This is a genomic window from Candidatus Endowatersipora endosymbiont of Watersipora subatra (assembly GCF_964026585.1).
Classification (GTDB): domain Bacteria; phylum Pseudomonadota; class Alphaproteobacteria; order Rhizobiales; family Rhizobiaceae; genus Pseudahrensia.
This window is the reverse complement of the sequence record NZ_OZ032160.1, coordinates 650,390-670,396: the sequence shown is the minus strand read 5'-3', so window position 1 is coordinate 670,396 and position 20,007 is coordinate 650,390. Positions and strand designations below refer to the sequence as shown.

General features: G+C 39.3%; 20 protein-coding genes, 1 tRNA gene and 1 other RNA gene. 20 read left to right on the top strand and 2 right to left on the bottom strand.

Annotated features, from left to right (window positions below):
* The first annotated feature begins 14 nt into the window (after window positions 1-14).
* The 16 genes from trxA (at window position 15) to AAGD37_RS03070 (ending at window position 14,196) form a co-directional block, all read left to right on the top strand.
* Complete coding sequence (trxA, locus tag AAGD37_RS03145) at window positions 15-335, top strand: thioredoxin (protein ID WP_341760110.1); 321 nt, start codon at window positions 15-17, stop codon at window positions 333-335.
* Between the two features lie 95 nt (window positions 336-430).
* A complete protein-coding gene (gene argB / locus AAGD37_RS03140; protein ID WP_341760109.1) occupies window positions 431-1,309 on the top strand; it encodes an acetylglutamate kinase in 879 nt (292 codons plus the stop codon).
* Window positions 1,310-1,459: 150 nt separating this feature from the next.
* Window positions 1,460-1,536 (top strand) — tRNA-Met (locus AAGD37_RS03135).
* Between the two features lie 147 nt (window positions 1,537-1,683).
* Entirely contained in the window at window positions 1,684-3,291 is a 1,608-nt protein-coding gene (locus tag AAGD37_RS03130) for a lysine--tRNA ligase (RefSeq protein ID WP_341760108.1), read from the top strand.
* A 253-nt stretch (window positions 3,292-3,544) separates the two neighbouring features.
* A complete protein-coding gene (locus tag AAGD37_RS03125) occupies window positions 3,545-3,961 on the top strand; it encodes a MucR family transcriptional regulator (RefSeq protein WP_341760107.1) in 417 nt (138 codons plus the stop codon).
* A 168-nt stretch (window positions 3,962-4,129) separates the two neighbouring features.
* Complete coding sequence (locus AAGD37_RS03120) at window positions 4,130-4,609, top strand: Na+/H+ antiporter subunit E (RefSeq protein ID WP_341760106.1); 480 nt, start codon at window positions 4,130-4,132, stop codon at window positions 4,607-4,609.
* 46 nt (window positions 4,610-4,655) lie between these two features.
* Window positions 4,656-4,937 carry a monovalent cation/H+ antiporter complex subunit F gene (locus AAGD37_RS03115; protein ID WP_341760105.1) on the top strand — a complete coding sequence of 94 codons (282 nt, stop codon included), beginning with the start codon at window positions 4,656-4,658 and terminating at the stop codon, window positions 4,935-4,937.
* A complete protein-coding gene (gene mnhG / locus AAGD37_RS03110) occupies window positions 4,930-5,307 on the top strand; it encodes a monovalent cation/H(+) antiporter subunit G (protein ID WP_341760104.1) in 378 nt (125 codons plus the stop codon). The genes AAGD37_RS03115 and mnhG overlap by 8 nt, the downstream gene beginning before the upstream one ends.
* Before the next feature lie 21 nt (window positions 5,308-5,328).
* Window positions 5,329-5,898: a DUF4040 domain-containing protein gene (locus AAGD37_RS03105; protein WP_341760103.1), complete on the top strand. Its 570-nt coding sequence runs from the start codon at window positions 5,329-5,331 to the stop codon at window positions 5,896-5,898.
* A complete protein-coding gene (locus tag AAGD37_RS03100) occupies window positions 5,898-6,335 on the top strand; it encodes a Na(+)/H(+) antiporter subunit B (protein WP_341760102.1) in 438 nt (145 codons plus the stop codon). Before AAGD37_RS03105 ends, AAGD37_RS03100 begins: the two co-directional genes overlap by 1 nt.
* Window positions 6,336-6,362: 27 nt before the next feature.
* A complete protein-coding gene (locus AAGD37_RS03095; RefSeq protein WP_341760101.1) occupies window positions 6,363-6,782 on the top strand; it encodes a cation:proton antiporter subunit C in 420 nt (139 codons plus the stop codon).
* Between the two features lie 13 nt (window positions 6,783-6,795).
* Window positions 6,796-8,340 (top strand): monovalent cation/H+ antiporter subunit D family protein, encoded by a 1,545-nt coding sequence (locus AAGD37_RS03090; protein ID WP_341760100.1) that lies wholly within the window; start codon window positions 6,796-6,798, stop codon window positions 8,338-8,340.
* Window positions 8,340-9,815, top strand: a complete 1,476-nt coding sequence (locus tag AAGD37_RS03085) for a proton-conducting transporter membrane subunit (RefSeq protein WP_341760099.1) — start codon at window positions 8,340-8,342, stop codon at window positions 9,813-9,815. The genes AAGD37_RS03090 and AAGD37_RS03085 overlap by 1 nt, the downstream gene beginning before the upstream one ends.
* 11 nt (window positions 9,816-9,826) lie before the next feature.
* Window positions 9,827-10,177: a hypothetical protein gene (locus AAGD37_RS03080; RefSeq protein ID WP_341760098.1), complete on the top strand. Its 351-nt coding sequence runs from the start codon at window positions 9,827-9,829 to the stop codon at window positions 10,175-10,177.
* Complete coding sequence (locus AAGD37_RS03075; RefSeq protein ID WP_341760097.1) at window positions 10,170-11,900, top strand: Na(+)/H(+) antiporter subunit D; 1,731 nt, start codon at window positions 10,170-10,172, stop codon at window positions 11,898-11,900. The genes AAGD37_RS03080 and AAGD37_RS03075 overlap by 8 nt, the downstream gene beginning before the upstream one ends.
* Before the next feature lie 211 nt (window positions 11,901-12,111).
* The gene (locus AAGD37_RS03070) at window positions 12,112-14,196 is read left to right on the top strand and encodes a S9 family peptidase (RefSeq protein ID WP_341760096.1); all 2,085 of its coding nucleotides are present in this window, start codon (window positions 12,112-12,114) and stop codon (window positions 14,194-14,196) included.
* A gap of 2 nt (window positions 14,197-14,198) precedes the next feature.
* Here AAGD37_RS03070 and AAGD37_RS03065 read toward each other — a convergent pair whose 3' ends face one another.
* Window positions 14,199-14,600 carry a (deoxy)nucleoside triphosphate pyrophosphohydrolase gene (locus tag AAGD37_RS03065; RefSeq protein WP_424945442.1) on the bottom strand — a complete coding sequence of 134 codons (402 nt, stop codon included), beginning with the start codon at window positions 14,598-14,600 and terminating at the stop codon, window positions 14,199-14,201.
* A 198-nt stretch (window positions 14,601-14,798) separates the two neighbouring features.
* On the opposite strand from AAGD37_RS03065, the gene ffs reads away from it, so the two are divergent.
* Window positions 14,799-14,896, top strand: an RNA gene (gene ffs, locus AAGD37_RS03060) — signal recognition particle sRNA small type.
* Window positions 14,897-15,022: 126 nt separating this feature from the next.
* Window positions 15,023-16,696 (top strand): DNA polymerase III subunit gamma/tau, encoded by a 1,674-nt coding sequence (locus AAGD37_RS03055; RefSeq protein WP_341760095.1) that lies wholly within the window; start codon window positions 15,023-15,025, stop codon window positions 16,694-16,696.
* A gap of 66 nt (window positions 16,697-16,762) precedes the next feature.
* Here the strand turns inward: AAGD37_RS03055 and rpmE are convergent, their stop codons facing one another.
* Complete coding sequence (gene rpmE, locus AAGD37_RS03050) at window positions 16,763-16,984, bottom strand: 50S ribosomal protein L31 (protein WP_341760094.1); 222 nt, start codon at window positions 16,982-16,984, stop codon at window positions 16,763-16,765.
* A gap of 228 nt (window positions 16,985-17,212) precedes the next feature.
* Here rpmE and AAGD37_RS03045 point away from each other — a divergent pair, with 228 nt between their 5' ends.
* Both AAGD37_RS03045 and AAGD37_RS03040 read left to right on the top strand, forming a co-directional pair.
* Window positions 17,213-18,913, top strand: a complete 1,701-nt coding sequence (locus AAGD37_RS03045) for an ABC transporter transmembrane domain-containing protein (protein WP_341760093.1) — start codon at window positions 17,213-17,215, stop codon at window positions 18,911-18,913.
* A gap of 126 nt (window positions 18,914-19,039) precedes the next feature.
* Complete coding sequence (locus AAGD37_RS03040; RefSeq protein ID WP_341760092.1) at window positions 19,040-20,005, top strand: aspartate carbamoyltransferase catalytic subunit; 966 nt, start codon at window positions 19,040-19,042, stop codon at window positions 20,003-20,005.
* The last annotated feature ends 2 nt before the right edge of the window (window positions 20,006-20,007 follow it).

The window sequence follows — 20,007 nt, the reverse complement described above, 5'->3', positions numbered from 1 at the left end:
CAATGGAAACTATAATGTCAACGATAAGCATAGATGACTGCAGTTTTGAGTCTGACGTCCTGAGTTCAGATCTGCCTGTTCTTGTTGATTTTGGGGCAGAATGGTGCGGACCGTGTAAACGGATCGCAAAAACTCTGGAGGAGATTTCTTATGAAAGGAGTCGAGATATCAAAGTTGTCAAGGTCAATATAGACAAAAATCCTGATTTAGCTTCACAATATCGTGTCCGCTCCATTCCTACTCTCTTCATCTTCAAAGACGGGCAGCCTGTTTCTATTCGAGTGGGCGCAGGCTCTAAGAGTCAGTTATCTGCTTGGATCTCTAGTGAAATATGATGTAGAATCAGAGAGAAGTTCTATGTTTCTCAATTACTCATCCATCTATTTTTCTGAATTAGATAGACAATTTGAGTACTCAAAAAAGATCTCAGATGGTTAGGAGTGAGCAGGCTCTTTTGTTGTCAAACGCATTACCTTATATGCGGAGATATGAGGGTAAAACCGTTGTGATAAAATATGGTGGGCATGCTATGGTAGATGTAAGCCTAGGTAAGGTATTTGCTCGTGATGTTGCGCTGCTTCATCAATCGGGGATCCAAACGGTCGTAGTCCATGGTGGCGGTCCGCAGATTGCCACCATGTTGAGTCGGATGGGAATAAAAAGCAAATTTTGTGGTGGTCTTAGAGTAACGGACAAAGAAACAATTGAAATTGTTGAAATGATTTTAGCAGGATCAATCAACAAAGGCATCGTAGCGAATTTTAACACCGAAGGTGCTCGAGCGATTGGTTTGTGTGGTAAAGATGGTAATATGGTCACAGTAACTAAGGAACTCTGGCACCATCGTGATCCCAACAGCTGTGTTGAACAAGTCATTGATTTAGGCTTTGTTGGGAAACCTAAAATAGTTGATGTTGAAGTCCTCAACAAGGTTGTAGGGTCAGGTCTGATTCCCATCATTGCGCCTGTAGCCTTAGGGGAGGATGGTGAAACTTATAATGTCAATGCAGATACCTTTGCAGGTGCCATTGCCGCTGCTATAGACGCAGAACGGTTGTTATTCCTCACTGATGTACCGGGTGTATTAGATCAAGATAGTAAAATCATTAAACACCTTTCAATTAAGGAAGCGCGTTCTATGATTGAGGGTGGACTAATCTATGGGGGTATGATTCCGAAAGTAGAAACCTGCATTGAAGCCTTAAACTGTGGTGTTGAAGCTGTTGTTATCGTCAATGGCAAGGTGCCACATGCTCTTTTGCTAGAACTCTTCACTGATCATGGTGCCGGGACCATGATCGTAAACTAAAATTTATATAAAATAACTTTTATTTATAATTTAAGTACTTTCCAAGTAGCAAGAAAGGTTATAGGATTCAAATTGTTTTCTTCTGGTTTTTGAAAAATCAGCTGATCATATCCTTGATTTTCGGCTTGAATGTTAGGAAATGAAGTGTGACGCGGGGTGGAGCAGTTCGGTAGCTCGTCAGGCTCATAACCTGAAGGTCGTAGGTTCAAATCCTACCCCCGCAACCAATTTATACTTTAAAAAGGTGTTTTTCTTTTTTCATATTCAAGATTGGATATGGTTTTTGTCTGATGAGTATCAAACGATGACTCTTAGTGTCTTATCTTCTTATGTCATCTTGCTCTCATGACAAACAAGATAACTTCGTTATATAAATGAAAAATAAAGATTTTCCGCCTCTAGAGATATCATCTGAAATGATTGAAGCTGCGCATTTAAGCAGAGCATGGCCATTTCAGGAGGCAAGAAAACTTGTCAAACGCTATCAGTATGATCGATATCCTGATGAGGTGATATTCGAGACCGGATATGGTCCCTCCGGATTGCCTCATATCGGGACATTTTGTGAGGTGACAAGGACGTCAATGATTGTCAATGCCTTTCGGCTTTTGACAGAAGACAAAGTTGCTGTTCGGCTCATTTGCTTTTCTGACGATATGGATGGGATGCGTAAAGTACCCGATAATATTCCTAACAAACATGTTATCGAAAAGCATCTTGGTAAACCCCTGACTCAGGTTCCCGATCCTTTTGGGATGGGATATAAAAGTTTTGCTCATCATAACAATGCCCAACTAAGATCTTTTCTAGATCATTTTGGATTTTCTTACGAATTTGCAAGTGCCACTGAATATTATACTTCAGGTCGTTTTGATCACATTCTCAAGGTTGCAGCCCAAAAATACCAAGAAATTATGGATGTCATCTTACCAACACTCGGGGCCGAACGACAAGAGACTTATAGTCCCTTCTTACCTATTTCTCCTAAATCTGGCCAGATTCTTTACGTACCTATGAAGAAAGTAGATGCTGAATCTGGCACAATTACATTTGATGATGAGGACGGAGAAGAGGTAACACTACCGATAACCGGCGGACACGTGAAAATGCAATGGAAGCCTGACTTCGGGATGCGATGGGCTGCTCTGGGGATCGATTTTGAGATGTATGGTAAAGATCACGAAATAAACGGCAAAGTCTATGACAAAATTTGCTGTATTCTGGGTGGCAACGCACCTGAGCATTTTGTTTTTGAATTATTTCTTGATGAAAAGGGTGAAAAAATTTCCAAGTCTAAAGGAAATGGCCTTTCTATCGAGGAATGGTTAACTTATGCTCTCCCTGAAAGCCTCTCATTGTTTATGTATCAAAAGCCGAGGACAGCTAAAAGGTTATATTTTGATGTGATTCCTCGTCAGGTTGATGACTATTTTCAACATCTATCTGTGGTTCATGGTGTGGAGACGATCGCTAAACTAGAGAATCCAACTTGGCATATTCATGCTGGCAATCCCCCCATAATTTCGATGCCGATTTCCTTTTCCATGCTTCTTAATCTGGTAAGTGCGTCCAACGCTTCCGAAAAAAAAACATTATGGAGGTTTATCTCGAAATATGATGCGTCTGCGACGCCACAAAACAATCCAAAACTCGATGAAATGGTTGGTTATGCAATTCGTTATTTCGAAGATTTTGTAAAACCTCATCAACAGTTTCGGAGGCCTACGGCGAGGGAGCGTGTTGCACTGGAAGATCTTGCAGAAAGACTTTCAATAATGCCCCCTCATAGTAAGAGTCAGGACCTACAAACAGAAGTTTATTCGGTAGGTAAAGATCACGGGTTTCAAAGGCTACGTGAATGGTTTGAGGCACTTTATCAAATTCTTCTTGGTCAGAATCAGGGGCCAAGATTTGGTTCATTTGTAGCAATATTAGGTCCAGAGAAGACAGTTAAGATGATTAAAGAGGCGTTAAGAATTTAAAGATATAGTAAAGATGAAATTAAAACGGGAAATATAGATAATTCTTACTAGGTATTTATCAAGAACTTCCTAAATCTTACTATATATGAGGAGTCTTTATTTGATCATAGCATTACAATGAATTATTTCCTTTTATTATGATTAAAACGGAATAATTTGCCTTTGTTAGAGTTTTGGTATTTTAATTCTCGTTAAAACTATAAAATATGAGAATAAATTGATATAAGTTACTCTTAACGAACGGGGCCTTTCGATGGAAAACTCTGATAATCAGAAAAATAAGATCTTATTGGAGCTAACATCCAAGGTAGTTAGCGCCTATGTTAGTAATAATCCGATCGCACCATCAGATTTGTTTGCTCTTATTAAAGATGTTTACTCTGCAATTGAATCAACAGGGAATACAACACCGTTTTCGGATGGAGAAAAACAAAAACCTGCTGTTTCAATTCGTAAATCCTTGGGATATGATTATCTTGTTTGCCTTGAAGATGGCAAAAAATTTAAGTCCTTGAAAAGACATTTGAAAACTCATTACAATCTCTCTCCGGATGCCTATCGTGATAAATGGGGCTTACCTTCCGATTATCCAATGGTTGCACCGGCATATGCAGAAGAAAGATCAAGACTTGCTCATCAGATGGGCCTTGGGCGCAAGCGGAGTTCTTGAAGACCTATTCTTTATTCTCCCAATTCAGTAGCAGTAGGGCGATCACTCATTGAATTTATTAACCATAGCGATTGAAAAATCGACCGATATTGAATTTACTGATAGAGACTATGAGAATATCATTCTATAAATTCCCATGCTGCCTATTTAATAAGGACGACAGGGACCATGACCAATCGCTGTATAGTGCTGTTTACAACACTTTTCATTCTTTGGCTTCTTATGTCTGGAATATACAATCCGCTTACTATCTTTATGGGGTTTATCTCTTGCGGTTTGGTTGTTTGGATTGTTCGAAGTCTAGGGTTGTTAGATCAGCATCAGCCCCCTATCATGATGAAGGGGATCTTGAGCTATGTTGTCTGGTTGATTATAGAAATCGCAAAAGCTAATTTGATCATGACTAAAGTTATTTTAAGTGATCAATTGCCTGATAATCAAAGACTCATTAGAGTGAGTTCTACACAGAAATCAGATCTTGGAAAAGTACTGTTCGCTAACTCTATCACGATGACACCGGGTACAATCACTGTAGAAACGGAACCCAGTTTCTTTTTCGTTCATGTAATTACCGATGACGCGATAGATCAAAATACCCTTATAGCTATGAATAACCGCGTTTCCCAACTAGTGTCTAACCCTACATAGGTGTTATCGATTGTTTGTTTTCATTACTCTCACGATTTTGATATCAATGATCATAATCATGATCCGGCTTTTTGTTGGTCCAACTCTTTATGACCGAGTTTTAGCATTGAACGCATTTGGAACCTGCACGGTTTTGTTCATTGGCACTTCTGGGTTATTGTTGGGTAGGCCTGATTTTATTGACATAGGCCTTCTCTATGCTCTGATTAACTTTATCGGAACAGTTGCAGTTCTAAAATTCTTCCGCTATCGCCGATTAGGTGATGCACATGAATCTTCTCATCTAATCAAAAAAACAATCGAGGGACGCGGAATAGTTGATGATTGATCTATTGATAAACATCATTTCTTGGCTATTGTTGATAGTCGGTGGGTTCTTTTTATTTATAGGATCTCTTGGATTAATCAAATTTCAGGATTTTTGGTCCCGGTTGCATGCTGTCTCGATGATTGATTCTGCGGGTGTTGGATTGATTATTGGGGGGTTGATGTTACAGACTGGATTGTCCTTTGTAACAATTAAATTTGCTATTATTGTCATCTTTTTATTTCTCACAGGTCCCACTGCGTCCCACGCGATTGCGAATGCTGCTTTTGTATCAGGGTGTCGCCCCTCTAAAATTCTAGACTTAGATATAGATAAAGAAGATAATTTTCTGAAATTAAAGGTTAAAGTGAAAGAGAAAACAATAGGTTAAGTTTTAAAGGAGAAAAAGGTGATGGAAATTTCAGTGATTCTTTTTCTGTTTTCATCCCTTGTGGCAACGGGGGTTTCTATTGTTCTATTGCGCAGCCTGTTTGCTGTTGTCATGCTATCAGGTGTATTTAGCCTATTGTCTGCCTTGCTTTTTCTTGTGATGGATGCTGTTGATGTCGCGTTTACAGAAGCTGCGGTTGGCGGCGGTATTTCTTCTATATTGCTGCTGGGCACAATTGTGTTGACATCACGTTTTGAAAAGAAAGGGAATCATCATTCCCTGATTCCTTTAGCGATCGTCATACTGACAGGAGCTGTGTTGATCTACGGTACACTTGATATGCCGACCTTTGGTTCACAAATGGCACCTGCACAATTGCATATAGGTCGAGATTATCTTCAACGGACACCGCAAGACATCAATATTCCTAACGTTGTTACAGCTATTCTAGCAAGCTACCGCAGCTTTGATACATTTGGTGAGATAATTGTTGTATTAACTGCAGGGTTAGGTGTTATTTTGCTATTGGGATTGGGGAGGCCATCTGGACGATCAGATCGTCGTCATATTAGAGAAACCAGGAAAAGATAATGGTTCATCATCTCATTTTACGGATTATCTCAAAATTGCTGATCGGACCTATTCTCCTTTTCGGACTTTATGTCCAATTTCACGGAGATGTTGGACCAGGTGGCGGTTTTCAAGCGGGCGTAATTTTCGCTGTTGCTTTCGTTTTATATGCACTGGTTTTTGGACTAGATCGATTAAAATGTCTTTTCTCAGAAAAGACAATTCATTCATTAGCAGCATCTGGTGTTCTCATCTATGCAGGAATAGGCATTATGACAATGTTGAAGAAAGCTAATTTCCTTGACTATAACGCTTTGAGTAAATCAGCTCTTATGGGTCAGCATCTTGGTATTCTTGTTGTAGAATTTGGCATTGGCGTTACTGTTTTTGCGGTCATTCTTACGATTTATTACGGATTTGCGAGCCGAAAACCCAGTTTTAATGATAAAGATTGGTAAAACAGGATCGCGGAAGAACAATGGATCATGGATAGACTTTTCAACTTCTCCTTTATTATAGGTCATATGAACTACTGGCTCTTTGTAATGTTAATGATGACAGGACTTTACATAGTCGTTTCTTGTGGCAATTTGATAAAAAAAATAGTTGGTCTTAACCTCTTCCAGGTTGCTGTTTTTATGCTTTATATTTCAATGGGTAAAATCACTGGCGGAACAGCACCTATATATATCAAAAATCCTGAACAGATATATTCAACACCTCTTCCCCACGTTCTTATTCTCACTGCTATTGTTGTTGGGATTGCAACGACTTCATTAGCTTTGGCTTTGATTGTACGAATTAATGAAGAATATGGGACAATTGAGGAAGATGAAATTCTTGCTATTAACCTTGAGAGCCAGGCGATCGCTTTACGTAAAGCGTCTCAGTCCTCAGAGAACTAGAATTGTAGAATTGATGGTTCCTTTTTTAACTCAATTAATACAGAATCAGGGTCTCATCCTGATCATTTTAGTACCATTAATCTCCGCCCCTTGTCTCCTTTTGATTTCTAACCGAACGGTTGCATTTTCAGTTAGTCTTTTTTCTACTATGATATCATTGTTTCTTGCAATTGCTATCATGTTTATAGTCAGTGATGGCCTGGTTCTCTCATATCACCTGGGTGGATGGGCCCCTCCACTTGGTATTGAATATCGGGTTGATGCAGCTAACTCATTTGTTTTACTGATCATTGCGATTATCGGGGTAACTGTTTTGCCTTACGCACGAACAAGTATTACGAAGGAGATCGACACGAAATCTCATCCACTTTTTTATGCAACCTACCTATTATGCTTTGTTGGTCTCATGGGAAGTAGCATTACAGGAGATGTGTTTAACGTATTTGTCTTTTTAGAAATTTCTTCACTGTCAACATATATTCTTGTTGCCTTGGGATCACAGAAAAACAAACGCGCACTACCTGCAGCCTATGATTATTTAGTTCTGGGAAGTATTGGGGCCACTTTCTTCGTTATTGGATTAGGCTTAATCTATATGGCTACAGGGACATTAAATATGGTTGATCTAGCACAACGCCTCTCTGTTATGGAAGATAATCGAACCGTCCGTGCCGCTTTTGCTTTCATCCTAGTTGGCATGGGTCTAAAAGCAGCAATTTATCCCTTGCATCGATGGCTGCCAGATGCTTATTCTTATGCACCATCAGCAGTCTCTGCTTTTCTCTCGGCAACAGCAACAAAAGTTGCGATCTACTTGATTCTGCGGTTTACATTTTCTATCTTTACTATTGATCATGACTACCTGCGGATTGTTCTTCAAATTCTTGTTTTACCGCTTGCGGTGATTGGCATATTTGTTTCTTCTTTTGTTGCCTTTTTTCAGATCCAACTCAAAAGAATGCTAGCTTATTCGAGTATAGCCCAAATTGGCTACATGTTGTTAGGAATTGTTCTTCTGAATATAGGCGGGTTAAGCGCAACAATAATTCATCTATTTAATCACGCCCTCACTAAAGGAGCGTTATTTCTAGCTATTGGAGCCACTTCTTTCAGGACAGATTCATCCTCTTTATCATCGATAAAAGGACTGGGAAAACAGATGCCATGGACCTCTGCTGCCATTGTCTTAGGAGGATTAAGTCTTGTTGGGGTTCCTGGAACAGTAGGATTTGTTTCAAAATGGATTTTGATTAGTGCAGCCCTAGATAAGGGCTGGTGGTTGATGGCCATTCTTATTGTTGCTTCATCCCTGATTACCGTCGCTTACGTATGGCGGATTATTGAAGCTTTATATCTGATGTCTGAACCTTCTGAATCATGTATAAAAGAAGCACCATTGACACTTCTTATTCCAACCTGGATCTTTATCATTGCCACGATTGGATTTGGTATTGATACCCATTTCACAGTAAGCATCGCACAAACAGCTGCAGAAAGTCTTTTCAAGGGTAATTTCTGTCTTGGTACGCCATCTCTTATCGGATTAGAGGGTAGATAATGAGTGGAACAATTTTTTTATTACTTTCAATGATATTTCCTTTAATGACAACGGTTCTTTGTGCTTTAATGAGAACACAAAAGAATAAGCGTGATTGCCTGGCTCTTTTTGCCGCTGTGATGACATTTTTATGTGTTCTTGGGGTTCTTTCATCGTTCAAATCGACCGATGACGTCGGTATTCATCTGATTAACTTTCAACCGGAATTGATGATTGCATTTGGTGTCGAACCACTAGGGATCGTTTTCGCGTTGTTAGCATCTGGATTTTGGATTATCACTCATATCTATAGCATCGGATATATGCGAACCGAAAACGATAAAAAGCATGCCCGTTTCTTTGCCTTTTTTTCCTTTTCTATTTTTTCTACACTCGGAATCGCTTATTCATCTAATTTATTGACCCTGTTCGTTTTCTATGAGTTACTCACAATTTCGACTTATCCTTTGGTTGCACATAAGGAGACTAAAGAAGCAACATTAGGTGCTCGTATTTATTTAGGAATTTTAATGGGAACCAGCATTGTGTTCCTTCTTCTTGCTGTAATATGGACTTATCTGTTGACAGGGACGCTTGATTTTGTTTCCGGCGGCATTCTTGCTGGTAAAACAAGCCCTTTTTTAATGGCTTTATTGCTTGGTTTTTTTGCCTTCGGCATCGCTAAGGCTGCTCTTATGCCGTTTCATCAGTGGCTTCCGTCGGCAATGATTGCTCCCACCCCAGTCAGTGCTCTTCTCCATGCTGTTACTGTTGTGAAAGCTGGAGTTTTTTCTATGCTCAAAGTTGGCATTTACATCTTTGGGATTAAAACCTTGGAAACGACCGGTGCCTCTATTTGGCTTATCTGGCTCTCTGCTTTCTCAATTCTCATGGCTTCGTTGATCGCAATGACAAAAGACAATCTTAAAGCTCGCTTAGCTTATTCTACCATCAGTCAGTTATCTTATATTACATTAGGCATGGCACTTGCAACCTCAATGGGAACTTTGGGCGGATGCCTTCATATTGTGACTCATGCCTTTGGTAAAATAACCCTTTTTATGTGTGCGGGGACAATCTATATTGCTACGAAAAAGACTGAAATTAGTACCATGCGTGGTCTTGGGCGCACGATGCCCTTCACTTTTATATCTTTTGGTGTTGCAGCTCTTAGTATCATAGGTCTTCCTCCTTTTGGTGGATCTTGGAGTAAATGGTCGCTATTAGTTGCTGCGGCTGATGTTAATCAGCGAATCATTATCGCTGTTATTATGCTCAGCTCTATATTGAATGTTATGTATTTAATCCCTGTGTTTGCCCGTGGATTTTTCAGTGACTGCCAACCAGTATCAATTAGAAAATCTAATGGTATTTTCGAAGCTCCTCTACTTTGTGTACTCCCATCCTGCCTAACTGCTTCTGGATGTATAGTCTTGTTTTTCTATTCACTATCCATTCAGGACTTTCTGATACCTATCCTGACCATCAACAATTAGGAGAGAGGATAATGACTGAAAAGAAAAAAAATAATAATGAATCTATCCATCCGATTGGCGTCTTGATAACTCCGATAGAAAAGACCAAAAATCTTAATCGTCTTATCGTGCTCTTGGTTATCATTTGCATATTGCTATTGATCAGTGATCTGATCGTTCACAGACATACCTTGTTTCAAACTGAAGCAATTGCAGGGTTTTACTCCTTTTTTGGTTTCTGCGCATTTTCTTTCATTATCATCTCAACTAAATATCTGAAACGGATCTTAGGGCGGCCAGAAGATTATTATGCTCCACATTCAGTAGATGCTGAAAGTTATCCGGAAGCAGATATTGAACGAAAAGAATTTGGTTATGATTGAACTTTCTAGTACCATAGTCACCATACCCGTTTTCTATTTTTTTCTCGGTTCTATTGTTCTTCCCTTTCTCCCAAAAGGTAATTTACGCGCACTGTTAACTATAATGGTCCCTTTTATGAGTGGATTTTTGATTTGGCATGCCGATCAGGGATCTTTTTTGACTGTGCAACTCTCTCAGTTTTCTCTTGAGTTTATGCGTGTTGACAAATTATCGATAATTTTCGGTCTTATTTTTTCTATTGCTGCTTTTATATCGTCACTTTATGCTTGGCACATTCGTGATACTGTACAGCAGATAGCTACCCTTCTCTATGCTGGTTCAGCTATCGGCGCCGTTTTTGCGGGTGACTTTATCTCCTTGTTTATATATTGGGAATCTACGACTCTTGCATCCGTCTTTTTAATCTGGGCCCGTAGGACAGAAGGTTCTTATCAAACTGGTATCCGTTACTTGATTATTCAGATCGGATCAGGTGTCATACTGATCTCTGGTATTGCCCTTCATTATAGTTCTGGCAACAGCATTGTTTTTTCTTCCCTGACAGATGGAGGAGTACAAACATGGAATGCAGGTGTCTGGCTTATCTTTCTTGCTTTTGGGATTAAATGTGCTTTTCCTTTTTTACATAATTGGCTACAGGATGCTTATCCAGCTGCAACCGTCACAGGAACCGTTACACTCTCAGCCTTTACCACAAAGATGGCAGTCTATTGTCTTGCACGATCCTTTCCGGGTACGGAAATTCTTATCTATATAGGTGCTATCATGACAATTTTTCCAATTTTCTTTGCTGAGATTGAAACCGATCTACGTCGTGTTCTTGCTTATTCCATCAACAACCAGTTAGGTTTTATGGTTGTTGGAATCGGTATAGGGACTGAATTATCTTTAAACGGAAGTGTCGCCCACGCTTTTGCGCATATCCTTTATAAAGCCCTTTTATTTATGAGTGTTGGTTCAGTTCTTTATAGAACTGGTACATCGAACACTTCAGAACTTGGTGGACTTTACCGTACTATGCCCTACACAATGATTTTTTGTATTGTTGGTGCTGCATCTATTTCTGCCTTTCCCTTATTTTCTGGTTTTATAGCTAAGTCGCTTATTTTAGATAGTGCTGCTAAAGAAAATTATCATATAGTCTGGGCTTTTCTGGTTTTTGCATCAGCCGGTGTTCTTAGTCATTCAGGGATAAAAATCCCTTATTTTACTTTTTTTTCTCATGATAGTGGTAAACGACCAAAGGAAGCACCTGTCCATATGCTGTGTGCGATGGGGATAACGGCTTTTCTATGTTTATTAATTGGAGTTCGACCAGAATTTCTCTATTTTCTTCTCCCTTATGAGGGAAAATATGAAGCCTATAGTTACAGTCACATTATCACTCAAATGCAACTTCTTTGTTTTGCACTCCTTGCTTTCGTTTTGCTAGTAACATGCAAAGTTTATCCGGATGAAGAGCGTGGTATAAATGTTGATACCGACTGGATATACCGAAAATTCGGACCCTCAGTTATCAATTTTATTCTTAAGTTTATTTTGACTGTATGGAATGAGATAAGACGCGGAGGGAAAATTTCAATTGATATGATCATAAAAACACTTCTACACTGGTTTGGCCCTTACGGAGTAGTGGAAGCCAAATTACCGACAGGACGCATGGTTCTTTCTCTTGCGATATTTCTTGGTGCAGTGATGGGTGTTACCCTTTTCAAATTTTAAAATTCTTTGATATGAATTTTATGATTCACTTCATTAAATAAATCTGTATATGCTTTTCAAACTTACAGATCATACTAGATGTTCCTCACACGCATATTTTTTCAGATCTTCTGAGTATCGGATTCGGAATTTTTTAAGAATGCACCAACGGTGTATCTATAATATTTTTTCTGTTCTATACTCTTAAAAAAGATGAAGAAGAATCAACTTTATGATAATAAAAGCTCCTGCTTCTCCCGTTGCTAAAACATGTCCCATAACGAGTAAAAATCATGGAATATCAAAAATAGATAATTACCATTGGTTAAAAGCGAAAAACTGGCATGATGTTATACGTAACCCTATTTCTTTACCAGAGGATATTCGGACCTATCTGGAAGCTGAAAATGCTTATCAAGAAGCATATTTTCATGACACAAAAAAATTGCAGAATATTTTAATCAATGAGATGAAGAGTCGCATCAAGCAAGATGACTCGTCAATTCCAACAAAAGATGGTAATTTCTTCTATTTTAGCCAATACAATGAAGGAGATCAGTATCCACAGTTTGTTCGTTCTTCTATCCATAATAATAAAATAGAAATTTTATTTGATGGTCCTAAAGAAGCAAAAGCGTTCGAGTATTTTTCGATTGGTTTGATATCTCATTCACCGGGTCATGACAAGCTAGCATGGAGTCTTGATAACAATGGTTCAGAATTCTATGAACTCTATATTCGCGATCTTAATTCTGGCCTTGATAACGAAACATCAATCAAGGATGTAGACGGCTTTACTTGGTGTGCTGATAATAAGAGTTACTTCTATGTTCATGTCGATGAAGGTCATAGACCTAATCGAGTTTTTCTCAAACTTCCTCACAACCCCGAACCAAAGTTAATCTATCATGAAAAAGATCCTCAGTTTCATGTTAGAATTAGCTCCTCTCTTGATGGTTTATGGATTATAATCCATACTGGTAAAAACGATCAAGACGAAATTCGAATTATTTCGAGTCTTTCTCCAACATCCAATCCTATTCTCATTCAAGTGCGTCAGGAAGGACATGAATACAGTGTCCATACACATGGTAATACCCTATACATTAGGACAAATTCCAATGAATCTCAAAATTTTCGGCTAGTGACAACGCCTGTTAATAATCCTGGAAAAGAGAATTGGAAGGAGATTGTTCCTCACCGTGATACTGTTCTGCTTGATAGTGTCATTATTTTTAAACATTATATGATTCTTCTAGAACAAGAAAACGTACTGCCTCGTATTAGATTTCGGCAATTTTCTAGTGACCGCGAGCGTATACTCCGTTTTGAGGAAGAAGCTTATTCCCTTAGACTCTATTCAGGTTATGAATTTGATGCAATGAGTCTTAGATATTGCTATTCATCACTTTCCACACCCACTCAGATTTGGGATATCAATCTAAACTCAGATAAGAAGACTCTGCTCAAAGAACAAGAAATTCCCAGTGGTCATGAGCCTTCTGAGTACCTTGTCAGAAGACTCAGTGCATGTGCCAGAGATGGTGAGAGCATTCCTTTGACTGTACTCATGCATAGAGATTCAATTTTGGACGGCTCCTCTCCCTGTCTTCTTTATGGCTACGGTTCATATGGTATAGGTGTTCCTGCTAGTTTTTCTTCCAACATTATCAGCCTTGTGAATAGAGGCTTTATTTATGTCATTGCACATGTTCGGGGTGGTAATGAAAAAGGGCGCGATTGGTATGAGCAAACTAAAAAGGCTGGAAAAACCAAAACATTCACAGACTTCCTGGATTCAGCGCATCATCTGATTAAGAATAATTTTACTAACAAGGGTAAGATCATTTCTATGGGGAGTTCGGCGGGGGGATTACTTGTTGGTGCATCTTTAAATCTTGAACCTGACCTGTTTTCTGGTGTTATTGCTCAGGTTCCTTTTGTGGATGTCCTTAATACAATGCTTGATTCTTCCCTTCCGCTGACTCCTACTGAATGGTGTCAATGGGGTAATCCAATTGATAACAAAGAGGAATATAGTATTATTGCCGATTACTCTCCCTATGAAAACATCAAACCTACTGATTACCCCGCTATTTTTGTTCTTTCAGGCCTTACTGATCCGCGCGTACAATACTGGGAATCATCAAAATGGGTTGCAAAACTCAGATCTGTAACAACTGGTCATCAACCCATTTTGTTAAAAACCAATATGCGCTCAGGCCATTTTGGAAAAACAGGTCGTTTTTCTCATTTAGAAGAAGTTGCTTTGATGTATGCATTTGCGCTGAAAATTACAGGAAAACACGTTAACTGAAACTAAGATGACCTAAGAGGTAAGTCCAGATTTTGTAAAAGTGGAATTAATCGAAGATTGGCTATCGGCATAGGATAGTCCCCAAGATTATCAGCTCGGACCCATTTTATATTTTGTCCTTCTTTGGACTCAAGAATTCCCCACCAGAAATGACAAATGAAAACCGGCATTAATAAATAAAAATCATCATAGGAGTGACACACAAACCGTAGAGGTTTTAGATGAGTTTTTTCAGTTTTTATACCTAGTTCTTCTTGAAATTCGCGAATTAATGCAGCTTTAGGATGTTCGTTATTTTTAATCTTGCCACCAGGAAATTCCCAAAGACCGTCCATCGGTTTGCCTTTAGGACGTTGTGATAATAAGATTCTACCATTAATATCAATCAGTGCGGCAGAAGCCACAAAAATAAATTTCTTGATCAAAACTTAATAACCCATTATGGTTTTCAATCGTATCTTAGCTTCCTATCCAAATACCTTTTTTCTATCAAGCCTGTATCAACATTCATCACGTAATGATGAATCTGAAACAGAGAAAAATTAAAAATTCTGAACCAGACTCTTGCCTTTCTCCTTGAAAAGCTTACTTTGATAAAGTAAGGAGGCTGGTTATGGACGAACAGATCGCCAACTGGGTCAGGCCTGGAAGGGAGCAGCCCTAACGAGTTTTTGTACGGGTCATTCTGCCAGTCTCCACCTTATTAGGGAATCAGAGTTTTAGAGGATCAATTTCATCGTACTTATTTCATATATCGCTAAATTTGAGAGTGATGAGATGAGCCATTCACCGAATACTCTTGATGGATTGATCATGAAGACATTTTATGCCTTATACGAGTAACTATCTGATTCTTGCTCGTAAATATCGTCCCTTATCTTTTGACAATCTTATTGGTCAAGAGCCTATGGTTCTAACCTTATCAAATGCATTTAAAACGGGACGCCTTGCACAAGCTTACATGCTTACCGGAGTACGCGGGGTGGGCAAAACGACGACTGCACGGATCTTGGCACGTGCACTTAATTACGAGACTCCAACTATTAGACGTCCTACACTCAATTTCTCTGAATTTGGTATACACTGTGAATCGATACTGGAAGGCACTCATGTTGACGTGATTGAGATGGATGCTGCATCCCATACAGGTATTAGTGATATTCGGGAGATTCTTGCATCAGCCCGTTATAAACCTGTTTCTGCGCGTTATAAAATCTATATCATCGATGAAGTGCATATGCTTTCAACGGCTGCGTTTAATGGCCTTTTGAAAACACTTGAAGAACCACCGGAGCGGATGAGATTTATTTTAGCCACAACAGAAATTCGTAAAATACCAATGACAGTGCTTTCACGATGTCAGCGATTTGATCTGCGGCGCATTGATACAGATGAACTGATTAAATATCTTGACAGAATTGCCAAGCGAGAAGGCATTGATGTAGAACAAGAAGCCCTCGCCATGATTGCTCGTGCATCTGATGGTTCAGTCCGTGATGCTCTTTCAATTTTAGATCAAGGGATAGCCTATGCATCTGGTTGTTCCATTAGGAAGTTGCTATCTGTTGATATCCGATCAATGTTAGGGCTAGCTGACAGATCAAGTATTATCGACTTATTTGAACATGTCATGAAAGGTGAGATCAGAAAGGCCTTAAATGAACTAAAATCTCAATATGATTTGGGGGCCGATCCTGCTACGGTTCTGAGTGATCTCGCTGATTTTACCCATTTAATCACCCGTCTTCGCTACGTTGAAAGCGCGCTCGATGAACGTTCTTTAAGCAAGGAAGAGAAAAAAAGGGTTCAAGGATTTGCAAACCAATTAACACCTCGGATCTTAGACCGTGCGTGGCAGATTCTGTTGAAAGGAATTCTAGAAGTTGAATCAGCTCCAAGACCCATTGCTGCTGCTGACATGGTTCTGGTCCGGTTAACTCATGCTGCTGACCTTCCCACACCGGATGAACTCCTTAAAAAAATTTCTAAAAATCACGATCGTTTATTATCGAGTCCTTCAATGAAAGAAGAAGGCATAAGTAATAATAAGACTCCTATCCCGAGTCTTGGAGAGCGCCCTCAGTTAGTAGTAAGAAATGACCAAGCGTTTAATGAAAACATTGATAGCTTTTATGATCTTCTCAAAATTGCTGAGAGGAAACGCGATATTCGATTCAAACTGATGATGCGTAATAATTTTAGTGAGATCTCTTTTGAAAATGGTAAGATTGAGTTTAGTATAGTAGGGGATGCACCTCCTGATATGCTTAAAATAATGCATACAAAGTTGTATGATTGGACTGGAAAACTATGGGAAATTAGGGTTTCCGAATCCAAAGGTCATACTACGATAAAACAGCGTGAAGAAATTCATAGTGAAAAAATACTTAAAGAAGCTGCACGGAACCCCGTTGTATCAGCTATTTTAGCCCTGTTTCCTGAATCAAAAATCATTGATACGCGATTTTGTGATGAAAAAAAGATGTCTTTGGCAACCTGAGAAATGGATAAAGCTAGAGACTTAAATCTGTTAACCTCATAATCCTAGACCTGAGATATAATGGGATCAAAGACCCAAGCTGCCGAATTTGTTGTTAAATTTTGATACCCTGCCATCACGATCTAGTATGGTACCGGCACTCCCCGTCCAAGCATGATGGGATTTCGGATCAACATCCAAGTTCATCACATCACCTTGATTTCCCCATGTTGAACGCGTTTCATATTCTGTACCATCAGTCATGATAACTTTAATAGTGTGATAGTCAGGATGTATATCAGATTTCATAGTTCTGATTTCCTTTTATAGAAGTGAGATGTTGATCTGTGTGCATGAATTTTGAAACCGACTTTCAATTTCCTAGAAGAGTCTATACATCAAGGTTTTTAACAACACAATAAGTGTGTTCGTTTTGGGCTAAATCTGTCGTCGAGGTTCATGTCAGTGAATCCCCAGTTTATAAAGAGAAAAGGCAAAAGGAGGGACTTGAAGTCTTTTTTCTGTTTATTTGCCTATATGTTAAGTTATAAAGGTCATGTTTTAGGAGCTTTGCTATTTTTAATTCTCGCAGCTGCCAGCACCTTAATTATACCATTAGCCATACGACGTATGTTAGAGAGTGGATTTTCTACTAAAAATGCGCAATTTATTGATAGTTATTTTATGGTCATGATTGCGGTTTCTGCCGTACTCGCCATTTCGAGTGCTAGTCGATACTATTTTGTTACCTGGCTTGGTGAAAAGATTATTGCAGATTTGAGACGTGATGTTTTTGTACATATAACAACACTTTCAGCCTCTTTTTTTGATACGGCAAAGACCGGTGAATTAGTCTCACGCCTGACCGCTGATACAACGCAAATAAAGTCTGCGGCAGGTACTACAGCTTCTATAGCTTTGCGTAATATTCTTCTTATGATTGGGTCCATTTGGGGTATGGTTTATACTAGCCCACATTTATCAGGATTGGTTCTGATTGCGATTCCTGTGATTGTTTTACCTCTTTTTGCATTTGGACGCCTTGTTAGAAAGCGTTCTCGTTTAGCACAAGATAGTTTAGCACATGCGACAGCGTATGCATCCGAATCAATCTCTTATGTTCGTACTTTACAATCTTTTTCTAACGAAAAAATGGTATCAAATCGATTTTCAGAGACACTGGAGCATTCTTTTTCCGCTGCACGAAAATCTTTTCTTGCTCGTTCTGTCCTGACTGCATTTTCTATTTTTTCTATTTTCTCAAGTATCATCGTTGTTCTATGGATCGGAGCAAATGCAGTTCTCGATCAGACTCTGAGTGCAGGAGCACTGGGACAGTTTTTGCTCTATTCAGTCTTTGCAGCAGGATCCATGGGAGCCCTTTCAGAGGTATGGGGAGAGCTGAATCAAATAACAGGTGCTGCTGAGAGGTTGAGTGAATTGCTAACAACTCCATCTGACATTACAATACCTGCTGCGCCTATTCCCTTGCCATTTCCGCCGTTAGGTCATTTGCGTTTTGATAATGTTTCTTTTTCTTATCCAAATCGTTCAGGTCATCGTATTATTGATGGCCTTACTTTTTCTGTTTCTTCTGGTGAAACTCTCGCGCTTGTAGGATCATCTGGTTCTGGAAAAAGTACAGTCTTTGCTCTGGCTCTTCGTTACTATGATGCTACATCAGGATCTGTTTTAGTAGATGAGGTACCTGTTAATGCGGCGGCTCCTGAAGAAGTTAGGAATCGGATCGGTCTTGTACCGCAGGATACAGCCCTTTTTACAATGTCTGTAGCCGATAATATTCGGTTCGGTCGACCTGATGCATCAGATGAAGAAGTTCAGCAGGCCGCTAATTTAGCTTTAGCCCATGAGTTTATCATAGGAATGGAAAAAGGTTACCAAACTATTATCGGTGAACGTGGTATTATGTTATCTGGAGGTCAGAGGCAACGTATAGCAATTGCGCGGGCGATTCTGAAAAATTCTCCTATCTTATTGCTAGATGAAGCGACAAGCGCTCTTGATGCTGAAAGCGAAAGCCTGGTTCAAAAAGCATTAGATGAGTTAATGATGGATCGTGCCACTATTGTGATAGCACATCGTTTGTCTACGGTTCTCAAAGCTGATAGGATCTTAGTTATGGATAAGGGGCGTATCGTTGAGGAAGGAACTCACGATACTTTGCTCAAACAGGGTGGTATCTATGCTGGTTTAGCAAAATTACAGTTCTGTCTATAGACCTGATATAGATTAAGAGATACTAGTAAAGTTGAATGGAAAGCTATACTGGGGCTATATTTTCTAAAAAATAAAATCTCAAAAACCAATCAGAATAGGGTTTCCTTTGTTAGGAAAGGATTTTTAATGACTCAATATGATTCATCTTCTCCCTCCAATGTTCAGTCATCTTCTTTTTTTTCAAATCACCTTCTTGCCATTGAAGACCTTTCACCCTCTGATATCACTTTTCTTTTGGATCAAGCAGAGAAGATGGTTAAAATTTCTCGTCTCGTTGAAAAAAAACACCATTCGCTAAGTGGACGCACTCAGATCAACTTATTCTTTGAAACATCAACTCGTACGCAGTCATCATTCGAAATCGCTGGTAAACGCCTTGGTATGGATGTGGTAAATATGACGATTGATCAGTCTTCAGTCAAAAAAGGAGAAACACTTCTGGATACAGCCTTAACCCTCAACGCCATGCGACCTGACCTTCTAGTAATACGCCATTATTCCGCAGGGGCTGCCGAGTTGCTCGCTCAAAAAATGAGTTGCCCTGTCATCAATGCTGGGGACGGTGCCCATGAACATCCTACACAAGCATTGCTTGATGCACTAACAATTCGTCGTAAAAAAGGATGCATAGAAGGATTAAAAATCGCTATTTGTGGAGATATTTTACATTCACGTGTAGCACGATCCAATATTCTAATTTTTAATGCTATGGGAGCATCTGTACGAGTTATTGCTCCTTCTACACTTTTACCTCATTCCATTGAAAAGTTAGGGGTAACAACTTTTTCTAAAATGGAAGAAGGCATAAAAGATTGCGATGTTGTGATGATGCTACGCTTACAATATGAAAGGATGTGTGGCACATTCGTGCCATCTATGCGGGAGTATTTTCGATATTTTGGTCTTGATTTACAACGAATTACATATGCTAAACATGATGCGATCGTCATGCATCCCGGGCCTATGAATCGAGGGATCGAAATTTCTTCTGAAATTGCTGATGGTGTTCAAAGCGTTATTGTTGAACAAGTAGAGATGGGAGTTGCTGTGCGTATGGCAATTATTGAAACCCTGCTTCAGGGTCAGGGGTGAGA

Bases quoted from the DNA above. Each gene is read 5' to 3' on its own strand.
- AAGD37_RS03080 (WP_341760098.1), top strand. From the start codon at position 9,827: ATGACTGAAAAGAAAAAAAATAATAATGAATCTATCCATCCGATTGGC.
- rpmE (WP_341760094.1), bottom strand. From the start codon at position 16,984: ATGAAATCTGATATACATCCTGACTATCACACTATTAAAGTTATCATG.
- AAGD37_RS03090 (WP_341760100.1), top strand. From the start codon at position 6,796: ATGGTTCCTTTTTTAACTCAATTAATACAGAATCAGGGTCTCATCCTG.
- AAGD37_RS03085 (WP_341760099.1), top strand. From the start codon at position 8,340: ATGAGTGGAACAATTTTTTTATTACTTTCAATGATATTTCCTTTAATG.
- AAGD37_RS03075 (WP_341760097.1), top strand. From the start codon at position 10,170: ATGATTGAACTTTCTAGTACCATAGTCACCATACCCGTTTTCTATTTT.
- AAGD37_RS03055 (WP_341760095.1), top strand. From the start codon at position 15,023: ATGCCTTATACGAGTAACTATCTGATTCTTGCTCGTAAATATCGTCCC.
- mnhG (WP_341760104.1), top strand. From the start codon at position 4,930: ATGATTGATCTATTGATAAACATCATTTCTTGGCTATTGTTGATAGTC.
- AAGD37_RS03130 (WP_341760108.1), top strand. From the start codon at position 1,684: ATGAAAAATAAAGATTTTCCGCCTCTAGAGATATCATCTGAAATGATT.
- AAGD37_RS03040 (WP_341760092.1), top strand. From the start codon at position 19,040: ATGACTCAATATGATTCATCTTCTCCCTCCAATGTTCAGTCATCTTCT.
- AAGD37_RS03095 (WP_341760101.1), top strand. From the start codon at position 6,363: ATGGATAGACTTTTCAACTTCTCCTTTATTATAGGTCATATGAACTAC.
- AAGD37_RS03105 (WP_341760103.1), top strand. From the start codon at position 5,329: ATGGAAATTTCAGTGATTCTTTTTCTGTTTTCATCCCTTGTGGCAACG.
- AAGD37_RS03070 (WP_341760096.1), top strand. From the start codon at position 12,112: ATGATAATAAAAGCTCCTGCTTCTCCCGTTGCTAAAACATGTCCCATA.
- AAGD37_RS03100 (WP_341760102.1), top strand. From the start codon at position 5,898: ATGGTTCATCATCTCATTTTACGGATTATCTCAAAATTGCTGATCGGA.
- trxA (WP_341760110.1), top strand. From the start codon at position 15: ATGTCAACGATAAGCATAGATGACTGCAGTTTTGAGTCTGACGTCCTG.
- AAGD37_RS03115 (WP_341760105.1), top strand. From the start codon at position 4,656: ATGATCATAATCATGATCCGGCTTTTTGTTGGTCCAACTCTTTATGAC.
- AAGD37_RS03125 (WP_341760107.1), top strand. From the start codon at position 3,545: ATGGAAAACTCTGATAATCAGAAAAATAAGATCTTATTGGAGCTAACA.
- AAGD37_RS03045 (WP_341760093.1), top strand. From the start codon at position 17,213: ATGTTAAGTTATAAAGGTCATGTTTTAGGAGCTTTGCTATTTTTAATT.
- argB (WP_341760109.1), top strand. From the start codon at position 431: ATGGTTAGGAGTGAGCAGGCTCTTTTGTTGTCAAACGCATTACCTTAT.
- AAGD37_RS03120 (WP_341760106.1), top strand. From the start codon at position 4,130: ATGACCAATCGCTGTATAGTGCTGTTTACAACACTTTTCATTCTTTGG.